Origin of the sequence: Candidatus Accumulibacter cognatus (assembly GCF_000584975.1) — a bacterium.
Classification (GTDB): Bacteria; Pseudomonadota; Gammaproteobacteria; order Burkholderiales; family Rhodocyclaceae; genus Accumulibacter; species Accumulibacter cognatus.
Window position 1 is genome coordinate 1 of record NZ_JDST02000067.1, and the last position, 22,033, is coordinate 22,033.

Here is a 22,033-nt window from a genome sequence, read left to right on the forward strand (position 1 = left end):
CCCGGCCTTACAGTGCTTGCCTCCGCGGGCACCTTAGCTCGAACGTTGGGCGTTTCTAGCTCCTTCCTACATCCATATCCATGAATGCCAGTACCGGAACCCCCGCTCCAGGCCGACGATCGTTTCTCTTGGCAGCGGCAACAGCCCTTGGTTTGGTCGCTTGGTTCGCCATCACCAAATGGCCGAACCCAATGGCAAGGGCGGCGCCCTTCGTAAGGCCCAAAGAAAGGTGGACGGCCGACCACTTTTTCAACTTCCTACGCGCATTGCCCGCCTCCGCAATGCTCGCCCTAAAGAAATCGTTGGGCATCTTGGGTCCAGAGGCCGGCGAAGACCAGCTTCATGGCGGCGATCAAGACGCCAGAGACATCCAGAAGCATGCACTCTGGGTGTCTAGCAATGTGCTGTCATACCTCTTCCGCGATGAAACGAAACTCAGCTACCACGAGCTCGTAATTTGGGTATCTCAACAAGCGGACGTCCCTCCTACCACAATCAACGCTGCTCCCACGTTCGCCCTTGAGCGTGAACTACTCAAACTCCTCTTTGCACAGCTTTGGGACAGCATGAGCGCCCAGCAGCGAAGTGAGTTACTCGTGAAGCTAGACCCGAACGGAGAAATCAAAGACAAGACCGCAATTGTGGTCTTGAGCGGCGCCGGCGCGCTGGCGGCTCTAAGCGCCACAGTTGCGTTCGCTGGCTTTGCTTTCTACACCGCGATGAGCATTACTATTGCCTCGATAGCGGGCGCTGTCGGTGTCACCCTTCCCTTCGCAGCTTACCTTGGAGCATCTTCTATAGTCGGTGTTCTGAGTGGGCCTGTCGGGTGGGCAATCATGAGCGTTGCCGCACTGGGTGGAATTGCTCTCGCTGGTCGTGCCAACTTGCGCAAGACCACACTGCTAATCGGGCAGCTTCACGCCTTGAAAGTTGAAGCCTTGGTAGCGGCTGGCGTGCCAGAGCATGCAGTCTTCACTGCTTGATCGGTGCCATTGCAAGGATGCCGCGTTCAGATAGTTCCAACCGCACGCCTAACCCATAAGGATTGACACGACCCGCAGGGTCGTCTCAATCCGTTGTTCAAGAAGCCCGGACCCGGCAGCGAGGGAGCCACCGGGCAAGGCGTAAACCTCAGGGGAATGCCTCGCAGCGGTAGGTCGAGGCGTGAGGCGTGGAGGAAGCATGCCGGTTTGAGGCCTCGGAACTGGCCTCGCTGAAGCCGGCAGCGAAGGTTCTTCGGTTCAATGGGCGGTGCGCGACCAGGGTCGTCGGACCGCTTGACGACTCTCGCGAAGGGTTCGGGCAAGCGGGAGCGACAGAAGCCGCGCTCGACGCAAACCCTGCGAGCGAACCAGGCGCAACGGGAGCAAAGCGACGGAGGAGTCCTGTCGGTCGGTCTATCCAGACCCCTTCGGCGCTGGCGTTGCAGCGACTGCGCTCACCGGGCGGCTAACCTGCGCCAGCTCCCGACTCCCCCGTGGGCGCGGCAACCGTACCGAGCACCAACGAAGCGCCCCACCGCAGGGTGGGCAACGGCAAGCACCGGGCTTCTCGGAGCCGGCGGTGGGCAGCGGCGCCTCGGGTGCCCCACGGACCTGGAAGCCGTGAGCCAACTCAATGCGCGCCTTCACCTCGTCGAGAGGTATCGAACAACTCGGCGAGTGAAACCCGAAGTCACGCCCCTTCATGAAGCCCGTCGGCAACACGTGCGGCAGAAAGCGACGGATGAACTCGGTCGGCGAAAGCGTCGGCTTGCGCTCGCGGGAACTCTTCACCTTTCGGTAACGAAACACCCCTTCCGACTCGTCGGCGCGAACGATGCGGCCCTCCGAGATCGCCCCCTTGAACACCTCGCGAGAGCGATCCAAAAGACTCGCCTGCGCGTCGCCCACCGCTTGGCCATTGACATTCCAATCGACCGTCCAGACCTGGGCATCGATCGACTCCAGCCAGCTCGCCGCCGCCATGGCGTCGCGGAACTTCGCCCGAAAGATTGGTGACAACGCTCGGACGGGCAGAAAGAACCCCCCGTTCAGCGCTCCGCCCTTGACCGTTGGACGAGAAGCCGCCGCCGGGCACGACGTCATGGATGGGCGGGGGATACGGCAGTTGCCGGCCCCACGTAGGCCACACGCCGAAGAAGCCCGGCAGATCGGCGCCCAGGGGTTTCTCGTCGGCGGCCAGCGTCTTGATCGCCTCGGAAGAAGCGTCGAACAGGGCGCCATCGCCCACGCGAGGAGGCTGCGCGAGAAAGTCCCGCAACGCTTGCGGAACGGTGAAAGTCAGCCTGAAGTCATGGGGGGGCAACTGCCGCTCGAGTTGCCTGGCCAGCCAGCTTTCAGCCTTGCCCTGCTGGCAGACCGGACCGTGGCGATGGCCGCAGCAGCGTGCGACCAGCGGTGGCTCGCCGCAGTCCTCGTACGGGTAGATGACCGACCCACAGGTGCTGCTCCGGCCATCGATGATGGCCTGAACCACCCGCTCGTGGCTGCCGGGCACCGCCTCGCCGAACTCGGCCAGGTACGCCGATCCATGGCGACGAAAGATCTCCTGAAGGGCGCCCCTCTCAGAGGTCCGCCATCAGTTCATTGATCCGGGCGACGGCCTCTTCCTGACCCTTGCTGGTCAGGTGAAGATAGACCCTCGTCGTCTCCAGACGGCTGGGTCCGAGGTTCTGCTGGATGACTCGCAGGTTCACACCGGCTTCCAGGAGGGGGGCATACGAGTGCCGAAGCGGGTGAACCGAGACCGCCCGCTGGTTGATTCCCGCTCGGCTCCTGGCTGAACGCAGTGCGCCCTGAACACGGCTGATCGCCATCGGCCCCGTCGCCTCCGCTGCCGAGCGGCCATCCCGACCCTGGGCAGGAAACAAAAGGCGCGAGTGGCGATGGGTGCACCAATCAAGACTTGAACAGGCCGTTCGACCGGACGCGCTACGGCAGGGCAGCCTGGCCGCCTGCTGCCCAGGTTCATCATGCGTCCGGCGGCCAGGCTACCCTGCCTCCGCACGCCGGTTAACTCTGCGTTGGGCCCTTCAGGCCAAAGCCATGGCATACTCGGCGCATGAAAGTTTGCGACATATTGGCTGTGCTCCGTAACGACGGGTGGCTCTTGGTCGCAAGCAGAGGGAGTCATCGCCAGTTTAAGCACCCGGTCAAACCCGGTCGCGTCACCGTCGCTGGAAAGCCAAGTGACGATCTGGCTCCTGGAACACTCAACAGCATTCTGAAGCAGGCCTCACTGAAAGGTTGAAATTATGCGCTATGCGATTGTTATCGAAAAAGCCGAAAGCAATTTCTCCGGGTATGTGCCGGACCTGCCAGGTTGTGTCGCAACTGGAGCCACCGTAGAGGAAACCGAAAACGAGCTGCTTTTGGCAATCCAATTCCATCTCGATGGCCTTCGTGAGGATGGTCTTTCCCCCCCTGCTGCAGACAGCATCGTGGAGTATGTGTTTATCCCCGCCCAACCTTCCGCTCCAGGGGACACGCCGCAACCGGCGCGCCCCTGAGCTCCAACGTTGGGCGTCATGAGCTCCGACAATTACCCACCCGCGGTTGATCCAAGCCATGTCGGCGAATATCCTGCTGTAGTCAAGGCGGGTGGCGGATACGTCTGGGATGCCGTTCTCGAATATCGCGTTTGGTGCCATCCGCACGAGGGCGCCGACGATCCGGACAAAGACGGTAGCGACTACTACTACGCCTTCGAGACCTACGCGGAGGCGCTTTCCTTCTCGCAAGGCACAAAAGGCGCGGAAGAGCCGCTCGCCCTGATCCTTCAGGTGGAATACATCGATGAGCCGAAGCCAGGGCAATATGAGCACAAAAAGGAGGAGCGGCTCACTGAGTGGCCGGTGGAGTTTCTCAGACGGCCGCAACGAACCGCCAGAACAATTCCTGATTTCCTGTCGCCCAGTGCGCCGGCGAATCGCCTGGACATCATCAGAGGCATTGCCAAGAAATCGACATGACACCCAACCCTTTCGTCAGCCGGCCCAACTGCAAGCTGTGCTTGCAGGTTCGATCCGGCCTTCGGCCTCCGCCGGCTGGTTACGTCGAACGTTGGGCCGCACAAACCGGACAGCCATGACTACTTGCAAGCTTTTTTGGGACGATCCCTACCTTACTCGCACAGAGGCAACTGTATCCGTGGTGGCCGATCGTGAAGTCGCGCTGGAGTCGACCATTTTCTTTGCACAATCCGGCGGTCAGGAAAGCGATCAGGGCAAGATCGGAGGGTTCCCTGTGCTCGAAGCAAATAAGCGCGGCCTTGACATCTGGTATTCGTTGCCCGAAGGGCATACCCTTCAAGCTGGACAAACGGTAGTGGTAGAGATCGATTGGCCGCGCCGCTATCAACTTATGCGCCTACATTTCGCTGCCGAGCTAGTGCTTGAACTTGTCTATCGCAAACGGCCGGGGATCGAAAAGATCGGTGCACATATCTCCCAAGACAAAGCCCGGATCGATTTCGCGTTTCCCCAAAGCCTTTCGGTAATCCTGCCAGACATTGCGGCAGCCGCGAACTCTATTGTCGGTGCGGATCTTGCCATCGTTACCGGATTCGAAGACATAGTGGCAGAACGTCGCTACTGGATGATCCGTGATTTTTCCCGCGTACCCTGCGGCGGCACGCATGTGCGCCAAACCGGAGAGGTCGGCACCATTTCATTGAAGAGAAAGAATGTCGGAAAGAACAAAGAGCGAATTGAAATCTATGTCGCATAGCCTGAATTACGCTGCTCCCCACCGTCCCCGCCCAGTGTTGCCCAACCCATCATTCCACCGGACCTGCGCGAACAGCCGCACAGGTCGGTGAATTCAGAATTGCGAGTAGTTCTGTCGTAACGGGTGGCGATGGCACGGAACTGCTTGAGCTTGGCGAAAAAGTTTTCGATCAGATGGCGCGCCAAATACAGGTGCCTGTCCAAGGGGCGCTGGATCAGGTGGGTGCGGCGCGAAGGGATCACGATCTGTTTGCCCGCGTTTTCCAACGGCTCAATCAGCCGCTCTTGCGCGTCATCGGCTTTGTCCGCCAGGACGGCATCCGCCGGGGAGTTCGGCAGCAAGACATCGGCGCCGGCGAGGTCGTGGGTTTGGCCGGGGGTGAGGTGAAACCCGGTCGGATTGCCCAGAGCGTCCACCTTGGCATGGATCTTCGTGCCCAGTCCACCGCGGCGACGTCCGATGGCCTGGCCTACTTCAGGCCCCTTCCTGAGGGCGCCGGCACGGTGCGGGTGAGCACGAGCGAGGGAAGAATCCATCCTGACCCAACTCGTTGTCCGCCTCTTCCGCCAATCCTCTGAACACACGCTTCCACACCCCGGACCTGCTCCCGCGAGAGAACCGGAGGTGCCCCACGCGGAAATCCCTGAAACGCTCGGGCAGGTCGCGCCACGGGATGCCTGTTCGATATCGGTACAGCACTGCTTCCACAAACAGGCGGTTGTCTGCGGCAGTAACTCCCACGTTCCCAGCACGTCCAGGCAGCAGCTAGGCTGTGTTCACAAAATCATGCTTTGTGTGCGAGACTACTGGCTATCATCCACGGCCAGAGGGGTTGAGCATGGATCGTTGGTATTACCTTGCGGACGGGCAATTTGAGCAGATCAACCGGTGATTGCCCCCCGCAGAGGGTCGCCGGGTGCGTCCGCCGACGGTCAAGAACCGCGAGGCGTTGGAAGGTGTGCTGCACGTTCCGCGCACGGGCACGCCGTGGCGGGATTTGCCGAACGCCTACGGCCCTTGGCACACGATCTCCATGCGCTGGCAACGCTGGATCGAGCGTGCGCTCTGGGGGGAGATCCTGAAGCTGCTGCAGCGGCTCAAGGGCGTCGACCTGACCCTCGTGTTTCTGGATTCCCCCGTGGTGCGCGCGCATCAGCACGCGGCGATGGACAAAGCCTACGACAGCAACGCCATCCGCGCCAAGCCTGACGCCAAGGGCATCACCCCGGTCATCCCACCCAGGTCCAATCGCTTGGAGATCATCGTCTACGACCCGGAACGCTACCAGCAGCGCAACAAGGTCGAGCGCCTTTTTAACCAACTCAAACAGTTCCGTCGAGTCGCGACCCGCTATGAAAAACTCAAAGCCCACTTCCTGGCTTTCGTCACCGTCGCCCTCATCGTGATCATGCTCCGCTAGCAATTTTGTGAACACAGCTAGTTCGAACGTTGGGCGACATGCACCTGAATGCCACTTTCACTCAATCCACGGCAAGGAGAGTCTGATGACCATTACGAACAAGCAGTCAGGAACGAATGTGCATGAGGTTGCCGAAGGGATCTACCGCATCAACACGCCGGTTGCGATCGAAGGCGCGGGCGGGTTCTCTTTCAATCAATACCTTATCGTGGATGATGAATCATTGCTTTTCCATACCGGTCCGCGACGGATGTTTCCGCTGGTACGCGAGGCGGTGGCAAGCGTGTTACCGGCGGAACAACTTCGTTATATCGCCTTTTCGCACGTTGAAGCGGACGAGTGCGGGTCGCTTAATGAATGGCTGGCAGTAGCTCCGCAATCCTCACCTCTGTGCGGCGCGGTGGCTGCCATGGTCTCCATTAGCGATCTCGCTGACCGGCCACCTCGACCGCTAGCTGACGCCGAGAGGCTCTCGCTTGGCAAGCATGCCGTCCGATGGCTCGATACTCCGCACCTGCCGCACGCGTGGGAATGCGGTTTCCTGATGGAAGAACGAACCTCTACGTTGCTATGTGGCGACCTGTTCACGCAGGGAGGCGCTGATCTTCCGCCCATCACGGAGTCGGACATTCTTGAGCCGAGCGAGGCTTTCCGACACGAGATGGATTACTTTTCGCACACAAGGAACGCAGGTGTGCTGCTTGCCAAGCTGGCCTCGACGAACCCTACGACACTCGCGTGCATGCACGGCAGCGCATGGCGTGGTGACGGCGCGAAACTACTGCGTGCTCTCGCTGATTCGCTGTCTCTGTAACCCATGAGTGACTTGCGCTTCGGCTGGGACGTGCGCTGAGATGGCCGCCGCCCGACAAGTGCATCGAGCCGACCGCCCACCAGCGGTGATGGTGGGTCCCCCCGGCGCTGCGTGCTCCGGTGGCGGCTCATGCACAACGTTCGGCGTCGCCAGCCATGTGATCACGTTGATGATCGAAATCGCTTCCATCTCGGACGTTTCCAGGAAGAGCTCAGGCTCAGCCATTGCGACTATCCGCGCCAGGTCATGCGCACCTCCTGGCGGTATCGAAAGAGCGAAGGGTGCGCCGTTTCTTAAGGAAGGGGGTGGTTTCATGTGCACATCGATACGTAGGGCGATGGGAATCCTCACGAGTGCGGCTGCCTTAGTCGTTATCATGCCTTGCGGAGCCCAAAATTCCTGGGCGCAGGAGCAGGGAAAGGAACTCAGGCAACAGATCGTGGGAGCGTGGTCGCTCGCGGAGCAGTGGGTAGAGCAGGACGGAAAGAAAACGCAACGATTTAGCGCGAATCCCAAGGGCATTTCAATCTACGAAGTCAATGGCCGCTTTGCTTCGATATTGCTGCGACCCGATCTCCCCAGGATCGCATCCAACAATGTCATGACCGGGACGGTGGACGAAAACAAAGCGATCGTGCAGGGGAGCACGGCCTTTTACGGCAGGTGGTCCGTAAACGAACAGGATGGATCGGTAAGCGCCAAAATCGACGGCAGCACCTACCCCAACTGGGACGGCCTGGACCAAAAGCGGACGGTCTCTATTTCCGGAGATGAGATGAAACTGTGCGTTCCAGGTGCGCAGATTGGTGGAACCGCCTGCGCTGTCTGGAAACGCGTCAAATAGACAATGAGCAGATAGACGGGAGAGAGGAGTGACGCCGAAGCGGCGGTTCGAGCGGACTCGTGCCGGCGGGCGTCGCCCGCCTACACGGGACTTTCAACCGCGATGTTGGGCCTCTTATGTTACAGTCATCGACGCTCTCTAGAATTCTGGGACTCCGGGCCGCAGAATTTGCAGGTGCCTGTGTTGACGCCGTGCCGGACATGCCGATGGCTTTGGCGAAACCGGGTTCATTGTTGGACCCACCGCGGGGGCTGGCTCATATCCTGATACGCTTTGGCTCCGATGAGGTACGCACTGTGCATGGCACGATCAAGGCGCTTCTCGTGGCCCTCGTCGCAACGCCTTTTCTCTATGGCTTGGGGGCCGCAGCAATCGAGGCATCTGGCTATCGTGCGGGTTACGGCGAAGGGCGCGTCTTGCTGGCTCTCTCCTTCCTTGCCGCTTTCTTGGCCGGTCAGTATTTCTTTCGCGCTCCCAAGAACGCACACACCAAGCAAGAGCTTCATGAAAAGTAAGCCCGGGGCCCTACACTACGGTCAAGGCCGTTCTCTCGGTCGCTGGGCGCCGTGCGATAAAGCGCCGCGCAGCGCCCCTGAACTTGAAAGTTAGGCATCAGAGGAGTCCCCATTGCGCGTTACCGTCTGCGAGCTTCCTTACGAACGCCTTGAGATCAAGTCGATGTGGAATGCCCTTTGTGCCCATACGCGCTCTCGGCGATCCGAACTGGTCGTGCTGCCAGAGTTCGCCTTCGTTGAGCCTGTCTGGAATCGCGAGGTGTTTGATCACCAGGTCTGGGACGCCCAAGTCAAGCTCTTCGACCATTGGCTCGAACGCCTACCAGAACTGGGCGCCGAACACGTCATCGGTGCTCGTCCCTCCACTCAGGATGGAGCCTGCTTCAATGAGGGCTTTCTTTGGACGCCAGCCGCCGGATATCGTCCGCTCCGCAGGAAACGCTACCTGCCCGACGAGCCTGGCGGTTGGGAAGCGCGTTGGTTCCAGCGAGCAAATGACCCCTTTCGGGTCTTCCAGGCCGGTACGCTGACATTCGGCCTCAACATTTGCACAGAGCTGTGGGCGCTGGATAGCTACGCTGCTTATGCCGCCGTGCCTGCATCCGCTGTCGTAGCTCCACGCGCCACAGCAGCCGCTACTATCGAGAAATGGCTCGCGGTAGGTCGCGTCGCCGCAGTTCGGGCGGGCGCATACTGCATTTCATCGAATCGAGTTCACCCGGACGGGTCTTGTGGCGGCGTTGGCTGGATCATTGACCCCGATGGCCAGACTCTTGCCCTGACCTCGAGCGAGTCTCCTTTTGCAACCGTCGCGCTTGACCTGTCCGCAGCAGTAGCCGCACGGTCATCGTATCCACGCTACGTCTTCCGCTGATGCCTCACTTCTCCCTCGTCGTTCAGCTGCCGCGCTCGGGTACCGGCCATCGCCCTTCCGGGTGCGCTTCCCGGCCCAGCTTCGGCCGCGCCATCAGTCAGATCGCGCGAGCGAAGCGAGCCGCGATCTGAATCGATTGTTGGACGAGCCCGGCCGCCAGGAGCCTACCAAGCCTACAGATGATATGTTCCGAGTGGAAATGCCAGATGAGAAACCCGGCCGAGAAAACAGCGCGGGAGCAACGCCTTGATCAATACGGCGCGCCGCGCCCAGGCGCGCCGCCAGCATCGACTCCTGGATCGTACCCAGATCGCGTGAGACTTGACCAATCGGCTCGCTGCCCGACCGTGGGGAGTAGGCGCCTCGGTCCGCGGGCCTGGTTGCCCAATCGCGAGTTTGGTTCTTGGCTTGAGCACCGCGCTAAGCAAGCGTCGCCAAACCGGCGCATGCCTTCACGCCCGAGCGCCTCCGTGAATCCAGACCTCCGGGTCAAGGGCTTGGGCGGTACCCTCTGGACGGTTTTCCTCCGCGTAGCGGCTTCGTCCAACATGTCGGTCAGCCGGACGCGCTACGGCCAGGGCGCCCCGCCGGCGCGGGCCGGTTACCTCTTCGTCAGGCCTCGCACGGTGCAGTTCAAATTTGTCTCGCTTTCGCTGTTGTGCCTTGCCGCGTGCAGTTCCGCGTGGGCAAAAAGTCGAGCAACCGTTGGGGGCGGCGCAGGGGACAGTACCATTGTCGAGTACTTCTGGATGGCGATGTTTGTCCTTGGCGGCTTATGCGCCTTGTTCCTGGTACTGGCTGGCGCTTACCTTGCGGTCCGGAACATTCGCGAAGCACGCGTCATGAAGGGTATCGGAAGACCTCATGGCCTCAGGTACAACGGCCTGGTGTTCAAACGCGGCTATGGACGCAGAGCACCGTCTTACTGCCCTGTGTGCCTCGCAACCACTGGTTGCCTGCTCCCTCTTCAGTTGGAGAAAGATCCCCCTCCGATCATGGCCCCCAGCTGGTGGCTAAGGTGCCCAAGTTGCAAGGGAACTTGGAGAGCGTAGGCAGGTACAAGGCTTGCCCAGCAAGGTTGCGTCCGCTTGAGGCTGCTCGGAGCCGTCGCAATCAGATTCCCCTCCGCGTGGCCTCGACAAGGGGGTACGATGCAAGTTACCCTGCGATCTCTTGAAGCCATGGGGACGAACGGGCTATCGGGAACGGCGCAAACGCGGCGTGTCGGTGCGTGCAGCGTGGAACACCAGCAAGTCCGCGCACGGTCGGTGGCGGGTGTCGCAGACGCCGGCCCTGTCGATCGCGCGCCCGTTGCGCTTCTTCGAACAAAGGGGACTACCGAGCCTTGAGCCGCGGTAGGAATTCAATTCATCGAACCGCCGGATACGTGACCCGTCCGTCCGGGGGGAGGCCGAGAGGCTTTTTCCCATTCCGATAGGACACAACAATTGAGCCGTCATGAACATTCGCCTTGCCATCACAGATTCTGAGATCGCCGCTTGTTTTCCCGTGGTGCGGGAACTTCGGCCCCACCTCGCTGAAGATCAGTTTCTGTCCAGGGTTCGAAGCCAAGAAAAATCAGGCTATCAACTTGGCTTTGTCGAACAATCAGAAGGAGTTGTCGCTGTCGCAGGATTCCGGGTCGGTGAAAACCTGGCCTGGGGCCGTTTTCTGTATGTTGATGACCTGATAACGTTGCCCTCTCACAGATCAAAAGGGCTTGGCACCAGCCTTCTTTCCTGGCTTCGGGAATTCGCTGTACAGGAAGGCTGCGTACAAATGCACCTTGATTCAGGTATCCAAAGAAAGGATGCACATCGTTTCTATGAGCGTGAAGGCATGTCAATTACAAGTTTCCACTTCGCGGAATACATCGCGCCCAACAGTGCGCTCCAGTTGGACGCTCTGCCGGCAAGCCGGCTCCGCGCCCCTGAACTTTGACCTCAGGTCTCCGGGGGAAGCTCCGTGCCCATTCCGATGAAATCGATGGCGAAGAGCCGTTCGCGTTCCCTGTTAGTAGCGTTCGCGGTTTTCCTGCTATCGGCAATCGCCGAAACCGGAGCCACCGAAGCGCCGGCCGGCAAGCCGGTTTTCAGGTGTGGCTGGTTCGATAACCCCACCCCTGGCAACGCCTGGCTTACGGACCGTGACGCCCAGTGGATCATTGGTACACAAGGTGGGCATCAAGCAGAAGGCGACTGGCCAGAGTTCCAGCCAGGCGAATGGATCTCCACGAACCGAAGCTATGGCTACGGTTGTGCCTGTATGAGCGTCATCGCAGACACCTCGTTGCACGAGATTCAGCGCATCGTTAGCGCAAAGTCCCGGCCGCTTAGCGCCTGCAAGAAGGACCCAACGCTCGCCAGGCGCCATCCGTAGGCCTGCCGGCAACGGTGCCGACAGCATTCGAGTCGAGTCCGACTATAACAATGACCAAATCCCCTGGCAGGCACTGACCACGCGCGATACCTGCGGGAACAAGGTTTGCGCTTTTTTAACTGTTGCCCTCTGTTTCTTGCCGATCATCTGCTGTCCCAGGCGTCGATTACGGCTACCCTGCTGAGCGGTCTCATCTTACTGCTCCGCATAGGCACTGTCATTCAGCCGCTTCGCGCAAGATCAGCCCGCCGAGCGGGTCGATGCTGGCAAGCCTGCCAGGGCAAGGAGCTGCGGTGGCCTGGTCGGTCAGTGCCTTCACCAATGGTGCGGATCAGGACTGACGGCGACTTTGTCGCGAAACCGACATCCCGATTGCCGCAGGAGCCGATCAGGCCTTGGCGACTGGCTGGCGAGGCAGGCGCGCTTCTTGCGTGGACACGGGAAACCCACCCGGAGTACGCACAATGTCGACAATTCCCTCCACCGACCTTCTTGATGCCTGGCAATTCGGCCTCGCCGACGGCCGCATCGTTCCTTACCTCGGGCCCGGCGTGTTGGCCGATGTGACCTCGCTGGCCGACGGTCGGGCGATTCCCGCGACCAGCGGGCAACTGATCCTGGCGATGAATGGCGGACGGCCGATGGCGCCGAAGCTGATGTACGAGTTCCCCAGGGCGGCGATGAACGTCGAACTCAAGCGCGGCAGGAACGCCGTCACGCGCTTTCTCGACAGCACCTACGGAGCCACGCGCTGGACGCGTGCGGCGCTGCACGCGTGGCTGGCGACGCTGCGGCCACCCTACGTGATCGACATCAACCGCGATACGCAGTTGCTCGATTCCTATGCCGGGACGCCACACCTGCTGATCCTCGGTTGCGCACGCCTCGGCGGCACCGACTATCGTTTCAAGCTGTATGTCTCGGACGGCGGCCGTTACCGCGTCATCTCGCCCGCGGAGGCCGATACGGCGCTGCCGGTGCTCTTCAAACCGATGGGAGCGCCGCTGCCGGAGCCGAGCTACATCGCCTCCGACGCCGACTATGTGGATTACATCACCGAGCTGATGGGCGGTTTCGCCGTGCCGTCGTTCGTCAAGGTGCGTCGCCGTGGCCGGCGCTATCTCCTGCTCGGCATGCGCCTCGATCGCGATACCGAGCGCATGGTCCTCGCCGACCTGATCCACGATGCCGCTGTCGAGCCGGCTGGCTGGGCGTTGATCGCCGAGCCGAACGCCAAGGAGCGGCGTTTCTGCCAGCGCATCGGCATCGAGATCGTCGAAGTCGATGCGCTGTCGCTGCTGGCCGAGGCCGTGCCGGGCTGATTTGCCCGGCGACCGATCAGGCGGCGAACAGCAGCAGGGCGCGCGCCTGCGCGCGACAGCGGCTGGCGACGCCGGCGTCGAGGGCCTTGAGCCAGCGTCTCGGAATGGCCTGCGGCCCGTACAGCGCACCGGCGAGCATGCCGGCAATGGCGCCGGTGGTATCGGCGTCGCCACCGCGATTGACGATGTCGACCAGGCAATCCTCGAAACCGTCGCCGTCGACCAGCCCCTGCAGGACTGCCTGCAGCGTCTCGACCACCCAGCCGCTGGGGTTTTCGCGGCGTGGGCGATCGCGGAACGAGAGCGCGGGATGTGCCGCCAGCAATGACCCAAGGTGGTGGCTGAATGTTTCCGCCAGCGAACAACCGCGCAGCAGATCCTGCACGGCCAGGGTCAGGAACTGACAGACCGCGTCGGAAACGACGTTGTGGTGAGTGACGTGCGCCTGCGCCTGCACGGCCGCGCGGACGGCCGCTGGCGACTGGCCGAAGGTGGCCAGGGCCACCGGCAGCACGCGCATCGCGGCGCCGTTACCGGCGTCGTGCTCGGAAGCCGGCGCGGCGGCTACGCCGGTCCGCCGGAAGGTGAGCAGGTTGCGGCGGACGGTATTGCCGATATCGACCGGCTTGCTCCGCATCCAGGCATCGAAGGCCTCGGCACAGGCGAGCGGGTCGACGCGGCCGCCGCTGGCCAGGATCGCATCGCCGAGAGCCAGCGACATGCTCGTGTCGTCGGTCACCTGGCCGGGCCTGAGCCTGAGCCAGCCGCCACCGACGATCTCGCGATGGACGCCGAAGTGATAGACGATCTCGCGCGGCGTCATGAACTCGACCGTGGCGCCCAGCGCATCGCCGAGCGCCAGTCCGAGATAGGCGGCCTCCGCCCGCGCCGTGATCGTGCTGGAGCCGGTGGCCGGGGACGGCGTCACCGGCTCGGGTACTCGACCAGGATGTCCTCGTCGCGGACGATGTACTGGCAGGCGAGGCGCCATTCGGTCGGCGGCAGATCGTCGACGTACATCTGCTCGATCTGCGCCTGCTTGATCTTGCCCATCTCCTTGAGCACCGCGACCTCGCGCACGTTCAGCGGACCACCCATGTGGCCGTACTTGTTGTGACTGCTCTTGTCGACGCTGCTGACCTTGACCAGGCAGGTGCCGCACTCGCCGTCACCGCACGAAAAGTCGATCGGCACATGGTTTTCCTTGGCGAGCTTCAGGATCGTCTGGGTGTGGCTGCCGGCGACGGCGTAAATGGTCTTGTCCTTGTGCATCGGACTGGAAAAGGTGATGTTGGGCATGGCAGGCTCCTGGTGAATGGAAGGGGTGGATGAAGACTCAAGCGGGCTGGACGACGATGCTGCCGCCCAGCACCTGCGCTTGGCAGGCTAGCCGGTGTCGGCGCGGCGCGAGGTTGTCCTTCAGCACCTGGTGTTCGAGTACCGATGGCGCGGCCAGGTGTTCATGGCCGGAGACGATCCTCGTCAGGCAGGTACAGCATTCGCCTTCGCGGCAGCCGTAGGTGATGCCCGCGCCGACCTTCTCCGAGACCTCGATCAGGCGGGTGCCTGCCGGCACGGTGACGGTGACGCCGATATCCTGAAAGGTGATGCTGGCCTTGGGCATGGGGTTTTCTCCGGTAAGTAAGGGGGGAATCAGGCGAGTTGGGCGAGATCGATGCTGCGTGGCGTCGCGCGGCCAAGGAGGTGCAGAGCGAGCTCGCGGCCGAGTTCATGGCAGGCGGCAAAGTCGTCGCCGGTCGGCGTCAGGCGTGCCCTGACGCCGGGCAGGGGAACGCGCAGCTTGAGGCGGCGCAGACGGTCCTCGATCATCGGCACCGCCTCGCCGCTCCAGCCGTAGGAACCGAAAGCGGCCGCGAACTTGCCCTTGACCTCCACCATGGTCAGCGACGAGAGGAGATCCCACACTGGCTTGACCGCGTCGCCGTTGATCGTCGGGCTGCCGAAGAGCAAGGCGTCGGCCTCCTCGATCAGGTCGACGAAAGGCTGCGCGTCGCCACCTTCGAGGTCGTAAAGCGAGACGCGCACCTCGCCGGCAGCGCTCGACGCCGATTCGGCGCCGGCCGCCACGGCTTCGGCCATCCGGCGCGTGGCACCGTAGGCCGAGATGTAGAAGACGAGCAGGGTCTTGGTCGCGGCGCCGTGCAGGGCGGGAGCGGCCAGTGCACGATAGCGGGCAACGTAGTCGCGAGGATCGCGGCGCAGGATCGGGCCGTGCGCGGGTGCGATGATCCGCAGTGGCAGCGGTTCGATCAGATCGAGCGCCGTGCGCACGTAGGCGCGGAAGGGGCGCATGATGTGCGCGTAGTAGTAGTCGAAGGAAAAACGGAAGTCGCCGACAGCATCGTTGAACAGGCGGCTGTCGCAATAGTGGCAGCCGAGGAAATCGGCCGAGAACAGGACCCCTTCGGCCGGCAGCCAGGTGCATTGGGTGTCGGGCCAGTGCAGATACGGCGTGTTGAGGAATTCCAGATGCCGATCACCGAGATCGGCATGATCGCCGGTGCCTACGAAAGCGATCCGCCTCGCCTGCTCGGCGGGGTCGAGCAGTCCCTTCAACATCAAACGGGCCTGTGGCGAGACCAGCAGCGTCGCGCCGGGCGCCCGCCGCAGCAGTTCCGGCAAGGCGCCGGAATGATCGGGCTCGAGGTGATTGAGGACGATGGTGGTGATTTCGTCGTAGTCGGCAACCGATTCCAGACGGCGAAAGAAGGTCTCGGAGAAATTGAACTTGACCGTATCGATGATGGCCACACCGTCGCTGCCGCGCACCGCATAAGCGTTGTAGCTGGTACCGTTGGCGGTGCGCAGGATGATGTCGAAGCTGCGCAGATCGGCATCGAAGGCGCCGATCCAGTGCACTCCGGCGGCGATGGGCACCGCCCGGTCAGGGTCGGCAGCGGGACGCATCGGCCGGCGGTTCGTCGAAGCGGCAGGGATAGGCGGCGCCACCCGCCGTCTGCACATGGAAGGTACGTACCGCGCCGCGATTGCGCTGGCAGGCTTCGAGGTCGCCTGCCGGAAGCTCGCGCAGGCCAATCCAGGCGTCGATTGCCGCAACGTCGAAACCCACCCGCCGCTCTTCGCCGACCTGCAGCAGCGGCCGCCGGATCAGCAGGGGGTTGTGCCGCAACAGCGCCAGGGCGCTCCGCTCATCGAGTCGGTAGGGCACGATGGTCCCCGCCTTGATCGCCGGCGCTACCGGATTGAACCACTGGGTAACTGGCAAGTCGCCGAGGAATTCCAGCAGTCGCACATTGCTCCAGAATTGATCGCGCAGGTCGCGGACCACCAGTTGGTGCCCGGCGGCGACCAGCAGCGCCTTTTGGCGGGCGTTGCCCGCACAGCCGGCCTTCTCGTAGAAGACGACCTCGGCCATGTTCAGCGCGCCGCGATCTCGGCCTGCGCCGCCGCCCAGCGCGCCGGCGGGATGCCGGTCAGCGAACCCGGAGGGTTGAGCGCTTCGCCGAGTTCGTTGATGATCGCGCCCTCGATCGGGCAGATGCTGGCGCATTGCGGTTCGGCAAAATCGCCGCTGCATTCCGTGCATTTGTCGGCGTCGATCAGAAAGTGGGGTGTCGCCGCCTCGATCGCCCGCTGCGGGCAGAGCGGTTCACAAGCCCAGCAATTGACGCAGCTTTCGATGATTTCGAGGGCCATGCTCGCCTCCTTACGCGCGCTTTGCCGTGCTCTGCCCGACCGCCAGCTTGCCGGCGGCCAGCATTTCGTTCCACACCGCCATGACCGCTTCCTCGATCGGTTGCATGGCGTACTCGCCGTTCGGCTGAATTCCAGCCGCTTCGAGTTGTCCCCAGGGTTCATAGCCGATGCGCGAGCAGAGGACGACCTCGCAGTCGGCGAGTGCGCGGATCGTCGCCGCCAGCACGGCCTCGGCATCGCCACAGGACTCGTCGCCCGCGCAATAGGACTCCGCCCGTCGGTGACCGATCAGGCGGGCGCCACTTGCCGAGGCCTCGTATACCAGGAACTCCCTGGCGTGACCGAAGTGCACGGCGACCAGACCATTCTTCGCCGCGACCGCCATCAGGACCGGCCGGCCGACCGGTGGCGCCGACTTCGCGACCTGCGGCTGGATCTTGATCACCTGTGGCGTTGCCGTGGCCGTAGCCGCGTGGGCTCTGGCGCGCTTCTCCGCCAGCTCGGCGGCGATCTGCGCGCGCAGCTCGGCCCGCACGACCATCGCCGCCTCGTAATCGATTTCCATGCTCTCGATCTTGTCGAGCGTGAACTCGGCGCCGCGATCCTCGCCGAGCAGACCGACCGCATCGGCCCGGCATTGGCGGCAGTGGCGCATCATGTTCATGTCGCCGGCGCAGGCGTCCTGCAGGGCCTTGAGTTCGGCCGGCCGCGGGCTGCGCTGGCCCATCACGCCGTAGAAGGTGCCGTGCTCGGCCTCGGCGATCAGGGGCATGACGTTGTGCAGGAAGGCGCCCTTGGCCTTGACGATCTTCGACACCTCGGGCAGATGGGCATCGTTGACGCCGGGAATCAGCACCGAGTTCACCTTTACCAGGATGCCGCGCGCGGCGAGCATCTCCAGGCCCTTCTGCTGCTGCGCGATGAGGATCGCCGCCGCCTCGTGGCCGAAGACGCGCCGGTTCTTCCAGAATATCCACGGATAGATCCTGGCGCCGACCGCGGGGTCCACACAGTTGATGGTGATGGTGACGTGGTCGATGTTGTAGCGGGCCAGCTCCTCGACGTATTCGGGCAGGACGAGGCCGTTGGTCGACACGCAGAGCTTGATGTCCGGTGCTTTCAGCGCCAACTGGCGAAAGGTCTCGAAGGTGCGCTGGGGATTGGCCAGCGGATCGCCGGGACCGGCGATGCCGAGCACGCTCATTTGCGGGATCGTCGCCGCCACGGCCAGGGTCTTCCTGACCGCCTGATCTGGCGTCAGCAGCTCGGAAACGACGCCCGGCCGCGACTCGTTGGCACAGTCGTACTTGCGGTTGCAGTAGTGACACTGGATGTTGCAGGCCGGCGCCACCGCGACGTGCATGCGCGCAAAGTAGTGGTGCGCGTCTTCCGAGTAGCAGGGGTGATCCTGCACCCTGGCGCGGACGGCGTCCGACAGGTCGTCCATCTGGCGGGCCGTGGAGCCGCAACTACCGGCGCTGCAGCCGGCGACAGCGGGCGGCGAGGGTTCGATGACAGGCAGATCCATGGCGAGTTTCCCTGGTGATTTCTCGGCTTTCGAGACACCAGCAGTACAGCAACTGGCGTGCCAGGCCAGTCGGTTCGCTTAAGTCATTGAAAATCATGCTCCGTCCAGATTCGACGGCGATGTTGCAAATGCGACAATGGCGGATTGACGACTGGTTGCGGTGACCCGCGGCGCGTGCGCGCCGTCGCGCTGGATCGCTGGCGTGAAATCATGAAGCGGGTGCTGCGCTTGTGACGCCGCCACGGATCCAACATCCATATCCTGCCGCGGGGCGACAGTCCTTTCTCCAGTCCCGAGTGGATGGCGTTGATCCTGGCCGATGGGAGGGGTGATTTTCTCTTCGGATTGGGCGGCAATGCCGTCCGGTTGTGTCAGGCCGAGGGTTGGATGAAGAACGCAAGCATCCACCCCGCCCGGCATCAAGCGCTGGCCGCTCGAGGTCTTGGGCCGATCGTTGAGGCGTTGCGGTTTTTCGCTGACTTTGAGTATGCCGCCGGATTTTGGCCGCAAGCCTTCCGGAGGGTCAAGACCGAAGGCCTGGCGAGTCGCGGCCAAGGGCCCGCCAAGGACCATCAGCGCTCCGTGGTCACTCTAGCGAGTCTGCTTCATATTGCCCAAGTACACAGGGTCCAGCGGCCAGGCCTGAGCGCCGCGCTATGGCACGGCTTCGAGTGGAAAATCAGCGCCTTTCCAGGAGAACAGGCCGCCGGGGAAACGATAGACCTGGGTGTAGCCCAGCTTGCGCGCCCAGGCTGCGCCGTTGTCACTGCGGGTGCATTTGACAAAGCCACAGTAGAACACCACCGGCTTGTTCTTGTCCGCGCCCAGCAGCGCAATGAAATCGGCCTCTGTCCGGCCATCGGTCTCCTTGGTATCCCACGCACTCATCCGGGCCACCGGGAACAGGAACTGCCTGGCGCCGGGAAGGTGCTCCTTCCGGTAGCTGGCGTCGTAGGGCATGGTATCCACCAGCAGCATCGGTGTTCCCTCGTCGATCATCTTCTTCAACTCGGCCGCCGTCAGCAATTGATAGCCACCGGCCTGGGTATCGCGGCTAAGCCTGACTGCCTCGGTTTCCCTGGCGGTTTCGAGCTCGAATTTGGACTCGGCCACGGCAGGGGCGGGGAGCAGGAAGCAAAAAAACAGGGCGGGGGCAAGTCGTCTGATTTTCATGAAAATCGCTCTCTTCGATGGTTGAATGGATCGGCACCCGAACGGTGCCAGGAACCCACATGAATTCGCTGCTGGAAGCGGCTTCCACCTGGTGAGGGAGGCGCCGGTCGCTGATGATACAGGCGGGCAAGCCGTTGGGCGTCATTACGAACGCCCGGCGAACGGCCTTGCCCGGCCGGGTCCCGCTCGCAGTAGCCGGCCTTGCGCTGGCTGCGTGTCGGAAGCAAGAACACCGTGTCCATCCCGGGCAGGTAGCGACAAGGCTCGACAATCAGGCCACCCACTCACTTCGCCAGCACGATGTCGATGAAGTCGGCATGCTGGCGGACGTAAAACGGCCGGTAGTGATTGTCATCCTTATAGACCGGCTTGCCCGCTGCAGTCATGGCCGGGCAGCGCCTTTCCGGGCAGAGGTGTGCAACCGGGTCGATCACCTTGGCGCCTGCCTTGCGGGCGATTTCTGTGAGGCGTTCGCCAAGTTGGCCCTGGTCGTCGGCAAGCGGAATCGATTCCTGGTGCGGCTTCACGGTCAGCCCGCTGAATCGGGTGCCGGCAAAGAAATTGCGCGGTTCGAATGGCGGGCCGTTCGGGTTGTCGAGAATGAGATACACCTCCTTCTCGACAGCCAGCGAACGAATGAATCGCTCGAGATTGGCCAGTTCAAAGTCGATGTCCATGTTTTTCGAGTACCGGGGACTCGATTTAAGGAAATAGAGGTTCCAGGCGGCGCCGATCACGACCGTACTGATCTGCGCATCATGGACCAGTGTCGTGACGTGCCGCCGGTAACTGTTGCACGTTTCCACACGGTATTCGTTGGTCTGGCCGCTGTCAGGAACGGGCGCACATCCTGCACTCGTCAGGAGGAGAGCGGAGCGATATTGCGCCGGGTCGCTGTCCAGCAAGCTGGCGATTCTGGGGCCATATTGCTCGATATGTGAATCGCCAATGAACAGTACCGGCTTCGCGCTGCCCGTTTTCGATCTCACCGCCACGCCGCCGAAACTGGTTTTCTGAAATCCGGAGGGATATTCCCAGTCGTGCAGCGCTTCGAGAATCGCCCCAATCGATTCGTGGTCGTTTCTTGGCCGCAGTATTTCAGCCTGAGTGACCAGGCCGATCACGAACAGGCCTGCCATGGTCGCGGCCAACGCGATCACCGTCCTCGTGCCGCCACGCCGCATCCGTTTTTCCAGCAGCGAATACGTGAGATAAGCGAGCAGGAAACTGGCTGCGACCATCAGCGCGCGCGTGCTGGTCGGCGGTGTTTTCCCCCGCACTATCCATGCCATCGAAAGCAGCAGCCAATGCCAGAGATACAGCGGATAACTGATCAGTCCTATCCCCACCATGCCGCGACTGCTCAGGAAGTGCCTGTTCAGCCACGCATTCGGTCCGGCCGCGATGATCAGAAAAGTGCCCAGCGTGGGCAGCAATGCCCACCACCCTGGAAATGCGGCGTTCTTGTTCAGCAGCGCAACACTGACGACGATCAACGTCAGGCCGGCGGCGGACTGCCAGTCAGGGTTGGTGGTCAGCACCTGCGGGCGATGCAGCACGAGGTAGGCAAGGATACCGCCGACCATGAGTTCCCAGAAACGGGACCATGGGGAGTAGAAGGCGGCTACCGGGTCGGCATGGACGGTGAGGATATTGACGGCGAACGATGCGATGGCAATCAGGAGGGTGATTCCGAGGAAATTGTAGTTGCTGTAGTTGCGTTTCCACAGCAGGCCGAGCAATAGTGGCCAGAAGATGTAAAACTGTTCTTCAATCCCGAGTGACCACAGGTGCAGGAGCGGTTTGGTCGAAGCGTCGTTGTCGAAATAGCCCGATTCGCTCCATAGCAGAAGGTTGGAAACAAAACCGCTCCCTGCCGCAATATGCAGCCCCAGCTGCTTCTGCTCGTCGAGGACGAGCAGAAGCCATCCGAGTCCCCACGCGGTGGCCAGCACGATCGCCAACGCCGGAAAGATTCTCCGGATTCGCCGGGAATAAAACTCGGAGAAACTGAAGGTCCCTGCTTCGAGATTCCCGAAAATGATGCTGCTGATCAGATAACCCGAAACGACGAAAAAGATATCGACACCCACGAAGCCGCCCGGCAGGGTTCGTGGAAAGGCATGAAAGATGACCACCAGCAGGACGCCCAGCGCACGCAAGCCATCGATATCCGGGCGATACTTTGGATGCGTCAGGTGCGGTAGCGTGGATACCTCGAGCGCAGGTCTGGTCTTGGACATTCTTCTTCGTGAGCTTCGTGCAGTGCCGTTCAGCCGGATTCCCTCGGAGTCACGGCAGTGTTGCAGGGTCAAATGTTCCCGATTCTCCCTCCAGGCGCCGCGACTGCATTCGGCGTGCCCGCGTACGCCCGTAGCGGGCGCAAAGCCCGCAAAGCGATGAGAATAAGGTTGTCAAACGGTCTGCTCATGCCCAGGCTGCTGGGCGTGGAGTCTATCGCGAAGAACAGGAAAAGCCAAACCGCACCCAGTCCTTGCGCGGGGTGGCCAGGCGTGCGGCGAACACGCGGGTCGCTCCGGGCCGGGGGTCGAGCCGTCGGCGGGACGACTCCGCGCGGCGGCCGTCGCCCGGCTCGACGGGCCCCCGGCATGGGCAGCGACGAAGCCCGCGTCTTCTCGGGACCCGATCCCCATCCGCGGCGGCAAGGCCGATTCCTGGCGCGTGCCAAGGCGCACGCGCCGGGAATTCCCGGCGCCGGTGGTGGCGCACCGTGCGCCTAGCAGCTTGTCGGACTT

General features: G+C 62.3%; 26 protein-coding genes and 1 pseudogene. 15 read left to right on the forward strand and 12 right to left on the reverse strand.

Going from position 1 to position 22,033, the window contains the following annotated elements; translation table 11 throughout:
* Positions 1-128 precede the first annotated feature (128 nt).
* Positions 129-983, forward strand: coding sequence for a hypothetical protein (locus AW06_RS13155; protein WP_034950862.1), 855 nt, complete (start codon positions 129-131; stop codon positions 981-983).
* Between the two features lie 414 nt (positions 984-1,397).
* On the opposite strand, the gene AW06_RS13160 is transcribed toward AW06_RS13155, so the two are convergent.
* Complete coding sequence (locus AW06_RS13160; RefSeq protein WP_337958787.1) at positions 1,398-2,225, reverse strand: transposase; 828 nt, start codon at positions 2,223-2,225, stop codon at positions 1,398-1,400.
* Between AW06_RS13160 and AW06_RS13165 the strand changes: the two genes are divergently transcribed.
* Positions 2,110-2,592 (forward strand): hypothetical protein, encoded by a 483-nt coding sequence (locus AW06_RS13165; RefSeq protein WP_273704666.1) that lies wholly within the window; start codon positions 2,110-2,112, stop codon positions 2,590-2,592. The genes AW06_RS13160 and AW06_RS13165 overlap by 116 nt on opposite strands.
* Here the strand turns inward: AW06_RS13165 and AW06_RS13170 are convergent.
* The gene (locus tag AW06_RS13170; RefSeq protein WP_337958788.1) at positions 2,567-2,947 is read right to left on the reverse strand and encodes a tyrosine-type recombinase/integrase; all 381 of its coding nucleotides are present in this window, start codon (positions 2,945-2,947) and stop codon (positions 2,567-2,569) included. The two genes, AW06_RS13165 and AW06_RS13170, sit on opposite strands and share 26 nt — an antisense overlap.
* Before the next feature lie 116 nt (positions 2,948-3,063).
* On the opposite strand from AW06_RS13170, the gene AW06_RS20600 reads away from it, so the two are divergent.
* From AW06_RS20600 to AW06_RS13185, 4 genes are all read left to right on the forward strand, one after another.
* Complete coding sequence (locus AW06_RS20600) at positions 3,064-3,252, forward strand: type II toxin-antitoxin system HicA family toxin (RefSeq protein ID WP_273704668.1); 189 nt, start codon at positions 3,064-3,066, stop codon at positions 3,250-3,252.
* Positions 3,253-3,256: 4 nt separating this feature from the next.
* Entirely contained in the window at positions 3,257-3,511 is a 255-nt protein-coding gene (locus AW06_RS20605) for a type II toxin-antitoxin system HicB family antitoxin (RefSeq protein WP_273704669.1), read from the forward strand.
* An 18-nt stretch (positions 3,512-3,529) separates the two neighbouring features.
* Positions 3,530-3,973 carry a hypothetical protein gene (locus tag AW06_RS13180; protein ID WP_034950874.1) on the forward strand — a complete coding sequence of 148 codons (444 nt, stop codon included), beginning with the start codon at positions 3,530-3,532 and terminating at the stop codon, positions 3,971-3,973.
* Positions 3,974-4,088: 115 nt separating this feature from the next.
* On the forward strand, positions 4,089-4,730 hold the full coding sequence (locus AW06_RS13185; protein WP_034950877.1) for an alanyl-tRNA editing protein: 642 nt from the start codon (positions 4,089-4,091) through the stop codon (positions 4,728-4,730).
* Positions 4,731-4,840: 110 nt separating this feature from the next.
* On the opposite strand, the pseudogene AW06_RS20610 reads toward AW06_RS13185, so the two are convergent.
* A pseudogene (locus AW06_RS20610) lies at positions 4,841-5,495 on the reverse strand (IS5 family transposase); the annotation flags it as partial.
* A 127-nt stretch (positions 5,496-5,622) separates the two neighbouring features.
* Between AW06_RS20610 and AW06_RS20615 the strand changes: the two are divergent.
* From AW06_RS20615 to AW06_RS13235, 8 genes are all read left to right on the forward strand, one after another.
* Complete coding sequence (locus AW06_RS20615; RefSeq protein WP_273704670.1) at positions 5,623-6,150, forward strand: transposase; 528 nt, start codon at positions 5,623-5,625, stop codon at positions 6,148-6,150.
* 85 nt (positions 6,151-6,235) lie between these two features.
* On the forward strand, positions 6,236-6,964 hold the full coding sequence (locus AW06_RS13200; protein WP_034950880.1) for an MBL fold metallo-hydrolase: 729 nt from the start codon (positions 6,236-6,238) through the stop codon (positions 6,962-6,964).
* Between the two features lie 169 nt (positions 6,965-7,133).
* The gene (locus AW06_RS13205; protein WP_273704671.1) at positions 7,134-7,808 is read left to right on the forward strand and encodes a lipocalin-like domain-containing protein; all 675 of its coding nucleotides are present in this window, start codon (positions 7,134-7,136) and stop codon (positions 7,806-7,808) included.
* A gap of 206 nt (positions 7,809-8,014) precedes the next feature.
* Positions 8,015-8,323: a hypothetical protein gene (locus AW06_RS13210; protein ID WP_034950882.1), complete on the forward strand. Its 309-nt coding sequence runs from the start codon at positions 8,015-8,017 to the stop codon at positions 8,321-8,323.
* 112 nt (positions 8,324-8,435) lie between these two features.
* Positions 8,436-9,197, forward strand: a complete 762-nt coding sequence (locus tag AW06_RS13215) for a carbon-nitrogen hydrolase family protein (protein WP_034950884.1) — start codon at positions 8,436-8,438, stop codon at positions 9,195-9,197.
* A gap of 1,458 nt (positions 9,198-10,655) precedes the next feature.
* Positions 10,656-11,138: a GNAT family N-acetyltransferase gene (locus AW06_RS13225; RefSeq protein WP_046535873.1), complete on the forward strand. Its 483-nt coding sequence runs from the start codon at positions 10,656-10,658 to the stop codon at positions 11,136-11,138.
* A 24-nt stretch (positions 11,139-11,162) separates the two neighbouring features.
* On the forward strand, positions 11,163-11,576 hold the full coding sequence (locus AW06_RS13230) for a DUF4087 domain-containing protein (protein WP_246148841.1): 414 nt from the start codon (positions 11,163-11,165) through the stop codon (positions 11,574-11,576).
* 464 nt (positions 11,577-12,040) lie between these two features.
* Complete coding sequence (locus tag AW06_RS13235) at positions 12,041-12,898, forward strand: SIR2 family protein (RefSeq protein WP_034950892.1); 858 nt, start codon at positions 12,041-12,043, stop codon at positions 12,896-12,898.
* A gap of 16 nt (positions 12,899-12,914) precedes the next feature.
* Here the strand turns inward: AW06_RS13235 and draG are convergent, their stop codons facing one another.
* The 9 genes from draG to AW06_RS13285 form a co-directional block, all read right to left on the reverse strand.
* Positions 12,915-13,826, reverse strand: a complete 912-nt coding sequence (draG, locus tag AW06_RS13240) for an ADP-ribosyl-[dinitrogen reductase] hydrolase (protein ID WP_034950894.1) — start codon at positions 13,824-13,826, stop codon at positions 12,915-12,917.
* Positions 13,823-14,197 carry a 2Fe-2S iron-sulfur cluster-binding protein gene (locus AW06_RS13245; RefSeq protein WP_034950897.1) on the reverse strand — a complete coding sequence of 125 codons (375 nt, stop codon included), beginning with the start codon at positions 14,195-14,197 and terminating at the stop codon, positions 13,823-13,825. The genes draG and AW06_RS13245 overlap by 4 nt, the downstream gene beginning before the upstream one ends.
* A 37-nt stretch (positions 14,198-14,234) precedes the next feature.
* Positions 14,235-14,522, reverse strand: a complete 288-nt coding sequence (locus AW06_RS13250; protein ID WP_015768805.1) for a 2Fe-2S iron-sulfur cluster binding domain-containing protein — start codon at positions 14,520-14,522, stop codon at positions 14,235-14,237.
* Between the two features lie 29 nt (positions 14,523-14,551).
* Positions 14,552-15,826, reverse strand: coding sequence for an FprA family A-type flavoprotein (locus tag AW06_RS13255; RefSeq protein ID WP_034950903.1), 1,275 nt, complete (start codon positions 15,824-15,826; stop codon positions 14,552-14,554).
* A complete protein-coding gene (locus AW06_RS13260) occupies positions 15,804-16,295 on the reverse strand; it encodes an ArsC/Spx/MgsR family protein (protein WP_034950905.1) in 492 nt (163 codons plus the stop codon). Before AW06_RS13260 ends, AW06_RS13255 begins: the two co-directional genes overlap by 23 nt.
* A gap of 2 nt (positions 16,296-16,297) precedes the next feature.
* A complete protein-coding gene (locus AW06_RS13265) occupies positions 16,298-16,576 on the reverse strand; it encodes a ferredoxin (protein WP_034950907.1) in 279 nt (92 codons plus the stop codon).
* Between the two features lie 10 nt (positions 16,577-16,586).
* Complete coding sequence (gene nifB, locus AW06_RS13270) at positions 16,587-18,104, reverse strand: nitrogenase cofactor biosynthesis protein NifB (protein ID WP_034950909.1); 1,518 nt, start codon at positions 18,102-18,104, stop codon at positions 16,587-16,589.
* A 654-nt stretch (positions 18,105-18,758) separates the two neighbouring features.
* On the reverse strand, positions 18,759-19,277 hold the full coding sequence (locus AW06_RS13280; RefSeq protein WP_034950915.1) for a rhodanese-like domain-containing protein: 519 nt from the start codon (positions 19,275-19,277) through the stop codon (positions 18,759-18,761).
* Between the two features lie 284 nt (positions 19,278-19,561).
* On the reverse strand, positions 19,562-21,520 hold the full coding sequence (locus AW06_RS13285; RefSeq protein ID WP_138678510.1) for an acyltransferase family protein: 1,959 nt from the start codon (positions 21,518-21,520) through the stop codon (positions 19,562-19,564).
* A 366-nt stretch (positions 21,521-21,886) separates the two neighbouring features.
* Here AW06_RS13285 and AW06_RS20620 point away from each other — a divergent pair, with 366 nt between their 5' ends.
* Positions 21,887-22,018: a hypothetical protein gene (locus AW06_RS20620; protein WP_273704672.1), complete on the forward strand. Its 132-nt coding sequence runs from the start codon at positions 21,887-21,889 to the stop codon at positions 22,016-22,018.
* The last annotated feature ends 15 nt before the right edge of the window (positions 22,019-22,033 follow it).